This is a genomic window from Paenibacillus sp. TAB_01 (assembly GCF_043945595.1).
Lineage (GTDB): Bacteria > Bacillota > Bacilli > Paenibacillales > NBRC-103111 > Paenibacillus_S.
The window spans coordinates 457,917-472,283 of sequence record NZ_JBIFNP010000002.1 but is presented as its reverse complement, the minus strand read 5'-3'; the positions used below and the strand labels follow the sequence as shown (position 1 = coordinate 472,283).

The window sequence follows — 14,367 nt, the reverse complement described above, 5'->3', positions numbered from 1 at the left end:
AATTGCGGATAAGGTGTACCAGGAAATCGAGAAGAAAATGCGGTTCGAGCGTCAGCGAAGAGGACTGTAGCACGGATGCGAAGGCAGTAGGAACGGCCGGCGAGAGCAGAGGCTGTTCGCAATGGCCTTAGGGCCGTGAAATGGGATGGAAAGGAAGGGACGGATTCCCGATGGCGCTTCAGAAAGCGATGATTTTAGTGGATAGGGGCAAGAAAGCGAAGGACCCCGATGATGACATCGAAGTTTTATTCAATCCCGGCGAATATACGCTGGACACCGGCAACACCTACAACTGGATGAAAATCCCCAGCCTTTCCATGCCGATCGGACAGTATGCCCACGGCAACGGAACGACGCTGAATGTCGACTTGTTCTTCGATACCTATGGGGACCGGACGGATGTAAGGGACTATACGAACCGCATCATGTCGCTGCTGGACAAGGACTCGACCTTGAAGCGGCCGCCGGTCTGCCGGTTTGTTTGGGGCTCGCTGGATTTCCAGGGGGTAGTGGAGAAGGTTACGCAAAATTTCATTATGTTTCTCGACTCGGGCATCCCGGTCCGGGCCAAGCTCAAGGTTCAGTTTAAATCGTGGAAGGACCCCGATGAGCTACTGAAAGAGCTGCCGCCTTCCAGCGCGAAGCTGGTGAAGCAGCGCATAAGCAAGCAGCAGGAGGAGCTGTGGATGATTGCCGATCAGGAATACGAGGATCCGGGCCGCTGGAGGGAAATCGCCGATGCCAACGGGATTGATAATCCAAGGCGTATGACGACGGGACGCAAGCTTACGGTTCCGGGGGCGGATTAGCCTATGGCACAGCTGCAGCTTGATTCCAAGCAATACTCCATAGAAGAGCTTGAGAAGAAATACGCTCAGTTTTTTGCGCCCTCCCTCGAAATCAGCGTGGATGGAACCGCCATTCCAGCGGAGATCGGCATTAGCAGATTGGAAGTGGAGACGACGGTAGAGGCTGTGGCCGATACGTTTTCTTTTCGCATAACCAATGCGTTTGACCTGCAAAAAGGCGACTTTTTATGGCTGGATACTTTTTCGCTGGGGAAGTCGATAGACATTCAGCTGGGCTATTCGAACAAGCTAGCGCCGGTTTTTTCCGGCTACATCACCTCGGTTGTGGCGGATTTTGCGGAAAGCGAAACGCCGGGGCTTATCGTCCGGGGAATGGACTTGACTTATTTGATGCTGAAGGGCAGCAAGTCGCGCACATGGAACAACAAGAAATACAGCGATATCGTGACGGAAATTGCCGGAAACCATGGTGCAACGGCTCATGTGGATGCAACAACTACAAGCTTTCCCGCGCTTTCGCAGAACAGGGCCAGCGATTATATGTACATTCAGCATTTAGCGCAGCTGGTGAACTACGATTTTTTCATCGTCGGCAAACATGTTTACTTTCGCAAGCCGTTGACGGAAACGTCACCTGTGGTCACATTGGAGTACGGCAGGACGCTGCGCAGCTTGTTTATCGACGCCAATCTGGCGGAACAGCTTACGGAAGTGAAAGTCCGGGGCTGGGACGATAAGGAGCTGAAGGTGGTGGAGGGCAAATCCGGAACGATTCAGAAGCTCGGCAAAAACGCGAAGACCGGCAAAGATTTGCTCGCTGTCCAAGGCGACTATGTAGAGTACATTTACACCAACGTTTCGTCTCAAGAGGAAGCCAAAAATATGGCGGAAGCCTACTTGAACCGGCGCTCCATGAAGCTGCTTAGCGGCAGCGGGGAATCCGTCGGGCTTCCCGAGATACGAGCCGGCCGATACATCGCCTTAAGCGGGCTCGGAAAGAAATACGATCAGCCGTACTTTATTACCGGTGCGACCCATTTGTTGACTGACGACGGTTACGTGACGCGCTTTCAGATCGGAGGGAATGCGATATGATGATTCGGCCGGAGCTTTCGATAAGTACGTCGGCGGATCCGTTCAGCCATAAGGTCCACGGTGTGATGGTCGGAGTAGTGACGAACAACAACGATCCGGACAAGCTGGGGCGGGTAAAGCTGCGGCTGCCGCTGCAGGAAACGGAGACCGAGACCGACTGGGCGCGAATCGCTACGCTGATGGGCGGGAACAGCATGGGAAGCTTGTTTATCCCGGAGGTCGGCGATGAAGTGCTCGTTGCTTTTCATTTGGGCGAGATTCGCCAGCCCTTTGTTATCGGGATGCTGTGGAACAGCAAGCATAAACCGCCGACCCCTGCCGAGAAGAACGATGAGCGCAAAATTGTATCCCGCTCCGGTCATCAGCTGGTGTTTAACGACAAGTCCGGTGAGGAGAGCGTCACGGTAAAAACGAAAAAAGGCCACACCATCCAGTTAACGGACAAGGATGATAAGCTCAAGATCGCCGATCAAAGCGGAAATAACGTGATTACGATTGAAGGCGGCTCGGCTAACGAGATCGCGATCAAGAGCAGTTCCACGAAAATTACGCTCAATGCCAAAGGTGAGGTCACCATCGAGAGCCAGCAGGCGGTTAAAATCAAGTCGACGCAGGTTAACATTGAGGCTACGGCGACGATGGCGCTGAAGGCTGGGGCCTCGCTCGATATTAAGTCGGACGGGCTGATCAATATCAAAGGAAGTATGGTCAAAATAAACTAGGTTCATGATCATCGCACGGTGCCGTCCGGCGCATACGGAGCAGGGGAAAGGAGCGGATGGCTTATGGCGGACGAATTTTTGGGCCGGGGCTGGAAATTTCCGATACAGGTCGATCCATCCACAGGCAGAATCCGGCTGTCCGAGTATGAAGAGGACATCTCCGAGGCGATTCGGATTATTCTCGGTACGACCAAAGGAGAGCGGGTTATGCGTCCTTCATTTGGCAGCAGCGTAAGGGAATTCGTATTCGGACAGACCGATGAGACCACCCTCAGACTACTGGAAACGAGCATTTTGGATGCTGTCCGAAAGTGGGAGCACCGGGTCGAAAATGTGGAGGTTACCGCCGTACCGCGCAGTGAAGAACCTGGCAGGGTCGATATCCGCATTCAGTATGTCGTACGCACGACGAACAGTGTCTATAATCTGGTATATCCATATTACTTGCAGGATGGCGCTCAGTAACCGGCTTGCTGCGATGGCATGCGAGCGGAGAAGGTTAAAGAGGCTGAGAACGATAAACCGCAGAGGTGCAGAAAGGGGGCGGGGCCGATGATGATGCACCCTCCGAAAATAGATAAGCGTGAATTGCCCGATCTGATTGAACGCATGAAAGAGATGGCGCCTTTTTATACGCCGGAGTGGCGGTTTACACCGGAATCGCCCGACCCCGGGACGGCACTGTTTCTTTTGTTCGCCGAAATGTTCCATGAGAACATTAAACGGCTGAACCGGGTCCCTGCAAAAAATCTAATCGCTTTTCTGAATATGTTCGATATCACTCTGCTGCCGGCCCGGCCTGCCACAGCGTATGTCACCTTCCAGTTAAACGAAGGGACGCCCGAGCCTGTATTTATACCTGCCGGAACGCAGGTGGCTGCGGAAGGGGCGGAGGGCCCGATTCCGTTCGAAACGGACAGTCCGCTGCTGCTTACGCCTGCTTCCTGGAAGGCGGGGTTCGTGACGAGCCGGCGGCGGGATGCGATTATCCGGCTGCCGGACGACTTCATCGAGTCCAGCCGCCAGGGCCGGCTGAACCCGATCCCGTTGTTCCGGTTTACAGCCTCGGACAATGTGCAGGAGCACGCGCTGCTGATCGGACACAATGCGCTTTTCACCGTGTTCGAAACGGCCCGGATCGAAGTGGAGCTGGGCAATTCAGCCAAGCGCTATGAGGAAGAGAAGCTGGTCAAAGATTTGGCCGACACTCAGCTGACGGAGTGGCTGTACGCGTCTGCCGAAGGCTGGACTCCATTCGACAGGGTAGAAGCGGAAGGCAGCCGTGTGATTCTTTCCAAGGATCATTTGGGAGAGATGGTGGAGCGCGAGATTGGCGGTGCGACGGGCCGTTGGATCAAATGCAGGCTGCGGCCAAAGGCAGACCCAGACCCGGAGCATAAGGCAAGCGGCGAGGCAAGGCATTTGAGCGAACAGGGGATCGTGCTGGACCATATCCGATTGAAGACGGACTATGCCGATACCTTGGACCGGGGAGGCCTGCAGCCGGATCTGATGTTTTATAACGATCTGCAGGCCGATCCGACGGGATTTTATCCGTTCGGCGATCAGTTTGCCCTGTACGGTATGTTCTATGTCGGCAGCCGGGAGGCACTCAGTAAGCGGGACGGCTGGATCACGGTTGACTTCCAATTATCGGCGGTGCGCAACCGGTTCCAGCCCGAATACGAGCAGCCGGTCGACTGGAAGCTTGTTATGAAAAAATCCCAATTCCAGAAGCCGGACACACCGTTGGTATGCATCGCCCAAGTGGCATGGGAGTACTGGAACGGGGCTGCCTGGGTTCGGCTGCAGGCGGGCAAGGAGGCCGAGGCCGTATTTTACGAAGCCTCCGAAGGACGGAGGCAGCTGAAATTCCGTTGTCCTCCGAACCTGGAGCCGACCTTCGTCAATGGGGTTTATAATTACTGGCTGCGCGCCCGCATTATACAAATAGAGAATGCATATGCGCCAAATGCCGTGTATATTTCCCCGTGGATTGCCGACGTTTCCTTGGCCTACGGCTACGAGGATAGAGTGTATCCCGTGGAAGGCTGTCTGGCGGTCAATAACGCCGTCACGGTCGATTGCACCAAGCGGATTCAGGAATCCCGGGCGATCGAGCCCTTCCTGCCGCTGGAGTGCAGCCATCCAGCCTTATACCTCGGCTTTGACCAGCCGCCATTGCGGGGGCCGATCTCTTTATACGTTTCGGTGCCGCCGCATAAGGAAGCGGCAGGCGCGTCTCCCTATTTGGAATGGGAGTACCTGCGTGCCGGAGCATTTCAAGGCGATGTGCCGTCCTGGGCGCCGTTAAAGCTGTCCGATGGTACGGCTGGTCTGCAGCAGAGCGGTCTGCTGAGGTTTGCGGGGCCATCCGACTTCCTTGGGGCGGAGCTGCTCAATGTGGGGGCCTTCTGGATTCGCGCAGTTAACCGCGATGACCGGTATGACCATGACGACGATCCGGCGGGCGTGCCGGAGGTGAATGGGATCTTCTCAAACACGATACAAGCGGTGCAGCAGGAAACCGTTAGGGAGGAAATCCCTGAGCTGCGTCGCGATGGAATGCCTTTTTATCAGCTGTCCAGGGTCCACATTGTGTCCGAGGAAGTATGGGTGAATGAAACGGAATCGCTGTCGGAGGAAGAAGTGAGCCGGTTCGAGGAGCAGGGATTTCCCCCCTGCCAAGTCATTCGCGACAGCGAGGGCCATATCCAGCGGGCCTGGATACAATGGACGTGCGTCAACAGCCTGGCGGATTCCGGCGTGAAGGACCGGCATTATGTAATCGACCGGACGTTCGGACAGCTCCGTTTTGGCGACGGGGTTCATGGCATGGCACCGCCCAAGGCGGGCGCGGACCAGCTGAAGGTTTCCTATAAAGTAACGCTGGGGGATCAGGGCAACGTTGCGGCAGGACAAATTGTGAGCCTGCAAAACTCGATCGCTTTTGTAGGAGCGGTAAGCAATAGGGAAATGGCTGCGGGCGGTTGTTCCCACGAAACGGTGGAATCCGCTGTCCGCAGGGGGCCCCAGCGGCTGAAGCACCGGCATCGTGCGGTGACGGCTGAGGATTTTGAATGGCTTGCCCGGGAAGCCTACCCGAACATTGCCAAGGTGAAATGCTTGGCGAACCGCAATGTAAGAATGGAACGGGAGATCGGCTGCATGACGCTGATCGTGCTCCCGAAAGAAGGCGAGCGGGGCATGCCCGCGTTCCCGGCACTGAAGAAGCAGGTAGAGAAATACGTGCTGGAACGCGCATCGGGCGTCGTCGCTTTTCCCGAATCGATTCGGGTGATCGAGCCGGTGTTCCTGGAAATATCGGTTGCCGCCGTCGTAGCGGTCGAGGAAATGGAAGCCGTGCTTCCTACGGAGCTGCTTGCCATTGAAAAGCTGACCCGTTTTCTGGATCCGCTGACCGGTAATTTCGACGGAAAGGGCTGGGATATCGGACAGCATATTCACGCCTCGGTGTTTTACGCGCTTTTAAAATCGATTCACACGATCCAATATATAGAGAAATTATATATGACCGTCTATAAGCTGGAAAGGGGCCAGCGAACGGAATTGGACGGCAACAGCCTGTCGGCATTGCCTCACGGCGTAGTAATAAGCGGGAAACATAAAATATCCGTACGCGCCGTATAGTGGGAATGATGCCTAAAGCATGACCTATAAAATAATGTAAAGGAGGTGAATGCTCTTGCTGCCGCTGCCGAATTTGGATGACCGCGATTTTGAACAAATGCTGCAGGATGCGAGGAAGCTGATTCCTAACCTGCTGCCGGAATGGACGGATGAGAATGCCCATGATCCGGGAGTTACTTTGTTGGAGCTGATGTCTTGGCTGACGGAGCTTCAGCAGTATTACTTAAACCGGGTGACGGAAAAGAACGAACGCAAGTTCCTTAAGCTGCTCGGCATCGAACCGCTGGAACCGGTATCCGCACGGGCCGAGGTCACGTTCTCGGGACCGAGTCAGAACACGGTGATTCCTAAAGGAACGCCGCTGCTGGCGGCTCATCATGTGTTTGAAACGATGGAGACGGTCCGCCTGGTCGAGGCTGTACCGGACAAAGTAATCGTCCGCACGGAAGGCGCGGCGGGAGGATTCACCTCCAATCCACGGGCCGGCGTTGCCTATTATGCGTTCGGTGCAGAGGCGAAGAAAGGCAGCCGGCTGCTGATCGGCTTGGACCGCCTGCTGCCTGAACAGCAGGAGCTGAAGCTCTTCATCCGGCTGTCGGACGATTATCCCGTTCCGGTATCCCGGGGCGATTCTGCCGGAACGAACCTCGTTGCGACGGCTTCCGTCGCATGGAGCTATGCCGCGGATGAAGATTCGGAAAGCTGGAGGCCGCTGGAGATCGTGCGGGACAGTACGGTACATTTCTCCCAAAGCGGGGAGCTTGTATTCAGGCTGGATGCTCCCATGAAGGCGATATCCTTTTACCCGGCCGATGATAAGAAGCGTTATTGGCTGTGCTGCGAGCTGATACAGCCCGGCTACGAGATCGCTCCCAAAATTGAAAGGCTGTCACTTAATACAGTACTGGCGGCCCAGCAGGAGACGCTAAGCGAGAGCTATCTGTTTGACGGGACAGGGGAGCCGGGGCTGACATGGCGCAAGGATACCCATTTGGCGGTGAACGGCAGCGTGCTGGTTCAGGTTCAAGACGGGCAGGGGCGATGGTCCGATTGGAGCCGGACGCAGCGGCTGAACGATTGCGCACCGGATGCGCCGTGTTACGAGGCGGTTTATGAGGAGCGGGAAGGAGCGTTGAGGCTGCGGTTCGGGGATGGCGTGCATGGACGCATTCCGCCCGCCGGCATAAAGAACATCCGGCTCATCGCCTATAAGCCCGAGTTTGAAGCGGACCGCTTCCTGGGCAGAAGCAGCGGGCTGCCGGAGCAAGCGTTCGAAGTGCCTCAGCAGCGTGCCTATCTCAGGGAAGGGATGCGCCTGCAGGCGGGTTACCGTTTGCGGACAGGCGATTGGGTCTGGGAAGACTGGGAGCCGGTGGCCGATTTGGGCAACTCCGCAGCAACCGACCGTCACTTCGTCTATGATCCGGGCACCTTTACGGTACGCTTCGGAAATAACGAGGAGGGCTGGATTCCTCCGAAATCACTGGACACGCCCAATTTACGCTGGGTTGCTCTGCGGAGCACCGAAGGCGGCGAAGGCAACGTCAAGCAGGGGATGATCCGCTCCTTTCAGGATACGGATAAGGAGCAGTGGCAGGGCCTTGCGGTGGCCCAAGCCTATCCGGCCCAAGGGGGCAAAGACGCCGAGTCGCTGCAGGAGGCGAAACTTCGTGCCCGGCGGGAGTCCGAATTGCCGCACCGTGCCGTCACGGCGGAAGATTACGAGGTCATCGCGCGTGCAACGCCCGGGCTGAGAGTCGCTCGCGTCAAAGCGATTCCTTTATATAGACCGGGCTTGAAGGATTACCCGAAGACCAAGGCGCCGGCACAAATGACGGTCGTTATCGTTCCTTACAGCGAACGGGAACGGCCGGAAGCGGGGCAGGGCTTTTTGGAAACGGTCAGCCGCCATTTGGACCGGCATCGGCTATTGGCGACGCAGGTGCACGTTATTCCGGCGGCCTATGTCAAGGTGACCGTGCATGCCGTCGTCGTGGTGGAGCCCGCGGTCAAGCAGGAGCAGGCCCGTTTCATTAAGGAACTGAAGCGGCTGCTGCGCCCGATGGGGCATGCGGAAGGGGCCGAAGGCTGGCCTTTCGGCAGGTCTGTCTACAAAGGGGACATTTACGGCCTGATCAGCCGAATGAACGGAGTCGTCTATGTACAGGACCTGTGGCTGGATGCTGAAGGAACCGGCATCCGCAAGGACGGCGGGGGAGATATCCATATTCCGCCGTATAGTCTGGTCTACTCCGGAGAGCATGAGGTAGAGCTGATCGGCTTGAACGATTTGTAATTATAACGGTTGGATGCCGTCAAGGGAGGCTGGAGCGTGGCAGAGCCCATGAAGTTTTTTTCTTTTAATAAACCGATGGATTGGGGGAGGAGCGGTACAGCCAATCTGGCGATCGGCGACAGCGCGGTATCGATTGCCGGGACGCATAGATACGGGGTTTATCGAACGGTTACCTTGGATGAATTGGAGGGCATCGGCTCGATAGCCGATCTGGCGGTAGGGGCCGGCGGCAGGCTGTTCTTAATGGATGAACGGGCGAACCTTTGGGTCTACGATCCGGACAGCCGCCACAAAGAAGCGTTGTTCCGGGAAGGGCATCGGCTGTTTACGCCCCAAGCAAAACTCGCAGCCTGTTCGGACGTACTGTTCATTGCCGATCCTGCGGGAGAATGGAGAATAGCGGCCATTTCCGCATCGAACGGCCAGCTGTTGTGGACGGCCCAGACGTGGAACGGACGGGAGCTGTATCCCTTAGCCATTACCGCAGACCGGTCTCAGCGGGTATATACGGTAGTGCCTTTAGATATTATGGTTGGCGTGAATGGAAACCCTGAAGTGCCGGAAGGCGGCAGAATCGCCGTACTGGAATGGAACGCGGGAGAAGTGGTCCGTGTTTACGAGCAGGAGGCACTGGTTCTGGACCAAACATTGCCGGTTGAGCTGATGACGCAGCGTTACTATGCAGCGGCGGACCCGGAAGGCGGTGTCGCAGTATTGGATGCGGAGCGGAAGCTGATCGTCTCCTTCGAGGCGGACGGAACCGTCCGTGCGATGTATTCCGTACCTTCCTCAGGCGGCAGCGCAGGTCTTTCCATTGATACGAACCATCATGTCTTTGTGGGGGAAAGCGGGACGGCGGACCGCTTTATTATGCAATTTGATGAGCAGGGCATTTTCCGCAACAGAGTGGTCGGGCTTCGCGGCCGGGCGGATAAAATGATTCACGACAGCAGGAACCGGATGGCTGTCCTGAACCGGGAGGCGGGGGATATTCGTCTGCTGGAGCTGCAGGAACGGACGATGCCCTGGACGGACAGCGGCCTGCTTGAAGCCTTCTACATTTCTTCAATGATGGATACGACCGAATCGGAGACGGAGTGGCACAAGGTATGGCTGGATGCCGACATTCCCGAAGAGACGCAAATTCGTATATCGTATTTTGCCTCCGATGAAGCGTCCGGGTGGGTGAACGGTCAATATGTGGATTACGAGGACTACTGGAGGAACGAAGATATCCCGATTAGGGAAAAGCTGCGGGCAACCGAGGGGCTGTGGTCCGTACCCATTATCAACCCGAAGGATGCGCTGCTGATGCACGCTGTGGGAAGGTACTTATGGTTCAAGCTCCATCTGATCGGCAGCGAAACGCGTGCTCCGGTCATCCGCAAGCTGCGGGTTTATTTTCCGCGAACGTCTCTGATTTCTTATCTCCCGCCGCTGTATCAGGAGGGGACGGATTCGTTTTTGAACCGCTTCTTGTCGATGTTCGGCACGTTTTTTGATGAAATGGAAGAGTCGATCGATAGAGTGAGCGCTTATTTCGATCCGGATACCGCTGCAGGTGACGTTTTAAAATGGCTTGGCGGCTGGCTGGCCGTCTCCAAGGAAGAGATGTGGGAGGAGAGCAAGCTTCGTCTGCTGATCAAGCAAGCGCCGGAGCTGTATAAGCTGAGGGGCACCCGGCTGGGTCTGACGCGGATGCTTAAGCTGTATACGGGCGTCGAGCCTTTCATCGTCGAGTATTTCCAGATTGAGAGCATGCAGGAGTCATCCGGCTTATGGCAGCTGTTTACCCGGCTGTACGGCGACAATCCGTACACCTTCTGCGTGATGCTCCCGCCCGAGACGATTCGTACCGACACCGATCGGCTTATGATTGAACGGATCATCGACGACCAGAAGCCGGCATATACGGAAGGACGCCTGATCGAGCTGCAGCCATGGATGTATGCGGATATGCACACGTACCTGGGCGTCAATACCTACTTATCGGAACCGACGCTTCTTACGCTGGACGAACGGTTCATCCATGCCTTATAACACCATCTTGATCGACGTCGATATGGACAAACGGATGGATCAGCATACCCGCTTGGGGCTCGATTCGGAGCTGGAATAACTAATGGACTGGGAAAGGGAGGAATACCCTCATGAAAAAAACACGCTATTACCCGTTTGAACGCAATCGTTATTTTTATGGCAAGCTGCTGACCGTCCGCGATTTCGAATCGGAGCAAAAATATTTTAATGACAAGCGGCGCATGATGAACCGTCTGCTGCATGGCGTCGGTGTGATTACCGGCCTGCAGGTTATTGCGGTTGACGATAAAAGTGTATCGGTGGAGATGGGGGCTGCGATCGACGCGCTGGGCCGGGAAATCATTGTGCCCTCGCCTGCGACGTTCAAGCTGTCGATGATGGAAGGCTTCACGAACAACGAATATGCCAAAAACGTATACCTCTGTATCGCTTATGACGAGAAGGGAAAAGAGCCGGTCCATTCGGTTGCCAATGCCTCCGTTCGCTCCGACGAGATCAGCGAGTATAACCGGACGCTCGAATCGTACCGGCTGTTTATTCGCGAAGAAGCGCCGGATCCTTCGTCCTTCCCTTACGGATCGATCATCGAGCAGACGGTGGTGCTGTATCAGGACAGCTCGGTCCGCGTACTGCAGGTAACGCCGAAGTACGTCAATCCCGGACAGACGTTCAATATGACGATACGGATTGAGAAGACGCTGCAAGCCGGGAAGATCCAGCTCGAGTTCGAGCCGGCCATCGAGCGCTTGAAGCTGCTGGATGGAGAAAAGGTGTCGTTTCAAGAGCCGCAGGACGCTCAGGAGACGGAATATGAGTTCAAAGTCCGCCTGCAGGCAGACGGAGCTGCGTCCACGAAAGCGCTCGTCGGTGTCCGCAGAGGATCCGCTGCACTGCGCATCGGCGATAAGCAGGTGGATGCGATCTCAACAGAGAACGGCATCATTCAAATGATCGACGGCTCCGTTGAGGAGCAGTGGATGGATGATTACGTCAAAAGCTCTCTCGACGCTTCGCTGGACGCTCCCTCGGATCCGTGCATTTATTTGGCCAAAATCGGGCTGCTCCAGATGGGTCCGACTTATGTGATTGAGAGGGTCGAGCAAGTCCCCTTCCAGGAGTATGTGTACAATGCCTCCGTTCAGTATAGGCTGGCCCGCGCCGCCGCGCGTCAAGCCGGTGGGGAACAGGATCTGTCCGCAGAGCGTGAGAGGCTGGCTTTACCCGAGCCGGATTCGCCCAAAGCGCTGAAGGCGGCGGAGCCGGAACGCAAACCGATTGCCCTCCCTGAGCCGGTGCTCAAGATAGAGGATACGATCAAATCCGGTGTTGTGGATATTCCGATTATTCCGTTCTCCAGCTTCTCGGTACCGTTCGGGAAGGCGACTCGTAATTTCCTTTCTCCCGAGCTGGAGCATGGGCTAGGGGAAGGGAACGTCTGGATTGTCACCGCCGTCGAGGAATCCGATGACGACGTCATCTCGGATATGCTGAGTACAGGGGAGCGCGTCTATTTCGGCGCTGCCGACGTGTTTAAAGGCAGTGAGGTGGAGGCGAGCCTGCCGGAGCTGAAAATCGGGACGGTCGTCTATCCGAAAAAAGGAACGTTCCGTATCGGTATCCGGCTGCAGCAGGCAACGGAAGCGACCAAGGTCCGCATCCGCTGGTGGGCCTGCCGTACGGAGCAGGGTCATGCGGCCAAGGGTGCCCTGGATGAGGCGCTGGCTCTGATGTCCGAAGCGGCCATCGGGTCGGATCCGACGATGTAATGTGCAAGGCCCTGCTGGGGCAGCAGGGCCTGTTTGGCATGAGCTTATGGTGCAAGTTGAGCGGGCATGGAGCGGTCGAAGAAAAAGAGCCCTGCCGACGACTACAGGCAGGGCACAGAAAAACGGATAGAGCGTGTGAAATCGTTCCGTACAAGATTTCAACCGCTGCAAGCGAGAGAAATGAAAGAAACTCGGCAACAAACAACAGCAATCGGAAGAAGGATCCGCACTGGCAGCACTGACTTGTTCAGTGGCTCCTCGATTACAGGTCAGAGCCTGCTAGGCCTGCTTATGAGTTATGGCAAAGGCTGCAGCGATTGAACTTCCAAGAGCTGCGGCTTTTGGCCCTGGACTGTGACCGTTAGGCCGAAGAGCACTTCCGAATCTTTGGCATAAGTGTTCAAATAGAGGCTGTCGCCGGCAGGCAGCTTGGAGGCCACCTTTTTGTAGCCGGCATCGTTCACCGTGGCGCCTTCGGCGAACGTTTCCAGCTCGGGCTGCAGCCACGCCAGCGGCTTGCTGCCCCACACGCTGACCGAAGTAATTACCGCTTCCTTAGGGTTGGAAGCGGAGGGCTCGGCGATGAGCGACAGCTGCAGCTCCGGATAGTTCATCTGCAGCTTCACCGGCGCTCCTGCCGCCGCAAGGACGGCTAAAGGATCGCCCGCCGCCGCGGCTGCAGTGTCCGCGGACGGACTGCCGCTGCCTGTGGAGCCGGCAGACGCAGCTGCGGCACCGGCTGCTTCCGGCGCGCCCGATCCTGCGAGGGCGTCGTCCAGCAGCACGACGTCGCCCGGCTTGCCGAGGAGTGCCTCCGCCTTTTTGCTCGGCAGCCCGAGGAAGAGATCCAGGCGGGTATGGCCCGCCGCGAAGAACGACTTCAGCATCGGCGTGCCGTCGGGGTCGTACAGCGTGCCGAAGCCGTCGTAGGCGCTGTTCGCGAAATTGCCCTTATAAAACAGCTTGCCGGACTCGTCGTAAGCTTCGCCGGGGCCGGTCAGCGCGCCATTTTGAAACGGGCCCTTAAGGCGTATGACGCCATTTTCGCTGTACAGGCCGCCCTCGCCGTTGTAGGCTCCGGCTAGGAAAGCCCCTTTGTATTTCATAAAGCCGTTCGGATAGTATTCCGTGCCTTCTCCGGAATAACGGCCGCTGATAAACCCGCCTTCGTAAATCAGCATGCCTTGAGCATCAAAGAGCTTGCCGGCGCCTTGATACTCGCCTGCCGCCCATTCCCCTTCATAGAGGACGCGGCCCGAAGTAGAGAACAGCTTGCCTGCTCCTTGATACAAGCCGTTCTGAAAGGCGCCTTCGTAGATCAGCGTGCCGTCGGCTCTGAACAGCTTGCCTTGACCGCCGAATACGCCGTTGACGAACTCGCCGGTATAGCGCGCTTTACCGCCTTCGCCGTATAGGGTTCCGGCACCGTTATACAGATCGGCTGCGAACAGCCCCTTGTAGATCGGCGATCCTTTATCGTCATATAAAGCGCCGTTTCCGGTTTTGAGCCCTTTCTCGAATTGGCCTTCATAGGTCAGAAACCCGTCGGCGTTATACAGCTTGCCGCTGCCGGAATACAGGCCTCCGTCGAGATCTCCGACGTAGCGGGCTTTCTTCCCTTCGTCAATCACCTTCGCTTGTCCGGAGAAAGCGGCCATTTTGGGCGTATTCTGCTGAACGGTCGGTACAATGCCGAGATAATGCCTGACGATTGCCGGCGGCCACAGGATGACATAAACGATCAGAACGACCAGCAGCGAGATAAAGAGCAGCAGGCGCTTGGAAACGTAATATTGACCGATCGGTACATAATTGCGCAGGGACGTTTCCCTGGTACGGAGTGTTGCGTTGACGACCGTCTGAAACTGCTTGATGACCATGCCGGGCAGCTTCTTGGCATCCTGAATCGGCTTTAACGCTTTGACAACAAACGGATTCATAATCGGCTTGAATACCGTTTCCACCATTTTGGCGGGTTCATTGTTCAT

General features: G+C 56.4%; 9 protein-coding genes. 8 read left to right on the top strand and 1 reads right to left on the bottom strand.

All coding sequences use genetic code 11. The annotated features are described in order from the left end of the window. The first annotated feature begins 170 nt into the window (after window positions 1-170). The 8 genes from ACHHV8_RS35535 to ACHHV8_RS35500 all read left to right on the top strand — a co-directional run bounded on the left by ACHHV8_RS35535 (window position 171) and on the right by ACHHV8_RS35500 (window position 12,379). A complete protein-coding gene (locus ACHHV8_RS35535) occupies window positions 171-809 on the top strand; it encodes a CIS tube protein (protein WP_395164150.1) in 639 nt (212 codons plus the stop codon). A 3-nt stretch (window positions 810-812) separates the two neighbouring features. Beyond that, complete coding sequence (locus ACHHV8_RS35530; RefSeq protein WP_395164149.1) at window positions 813-1,904, top strand: phage late control D family protein; 1,092 nt, start codon at window positions 813-815, stop codon at window positions 1,902-1,904. Then, entirely contained in the window at window positions 1,901-2,626 is a 726-nt protein-coding gene (locus ACHHV8_RS35525; RefSeq protein WP_395164148.1) for a phage baseplate assembly protein V, read from the top strand. The genes ACHHV8_RS35530 and ACHHV8_RS35525 overlap by 4 nt, the downstream gene beginning before the upstream one ends. Before the next feature lie 63 nt (window positions 2,627-2,689). Beyond that, window positions 2,690-3,091, top strand: coding sequence for a GPW/gp25 family protein (locus ACHHV8_RS35520; RefSeq protein WP_395164147.1), 402 nt, complete (start codon window positions 2,690-2,692; stop codon window positions 3,089-3,091). Window positions 3,092-3,178: 87 nt separating this feature from the next. Next, on the top strand, window positions 3,179-6,277 hold the full coding sequence (locus ACHHV8_RS35515) for a baseplate J/gp47 family protein (protein WP_395164146.1): 3,099 nt from the start codon (window positions 3,179-3,181) through the stop codon (window positions 6,275-6,277). Between the two features lie 55 nt (window positions 6,278-6,332). Then, a complete protein-coding gene (locus tag ACHHV8_RS35510) occupies window positions 6,333-8,573 on the top strand; it encodes a putative baseplate assembly protein (protein ID WP_395164145.1) in 2,241 nt (746 codons plus the stop codon). A 36-nt stretch (window positions 8,574-8,609) separates the two neighbouring features. Further along, window positions 8,610-10,613, top strand: a complete 2,004-nt coding sequence (locus ACHHV8_RS35505) for a phage tail protein (RefSeq protein WP_395164144.1) — start codon at window positions 8,610-8,612, stop codon at window positions 10,611-10,613. Between the two features lie 110 nt (window positions 10,614-10,723). Next, window positions 10,724-12,379: a hypothetical protein gene (locus ACHHV8_RS35500; RefSeq protein ID WP_395164143.1), complete on the top strand. Its 1,656-nt coding sequence runs from the start codon at window positions 10,724-10,726 to the stop codon at window positions 12,377-12,379. Between the two features lie 296 nt (window positions 12,380-12,675). Here ACHHV8_RS35500 and ACHHV8_RS35495 read toward each other — a convergent pair whose 3' ends face one another. Further along, entirely contained in the window at window positions 12,676-14,367 is a 1,692-nt protein-coding gene (locus ACHHV8_RS35495) for a hypothetical protein (protein ID WP_395164142.1), read from the bottom strand.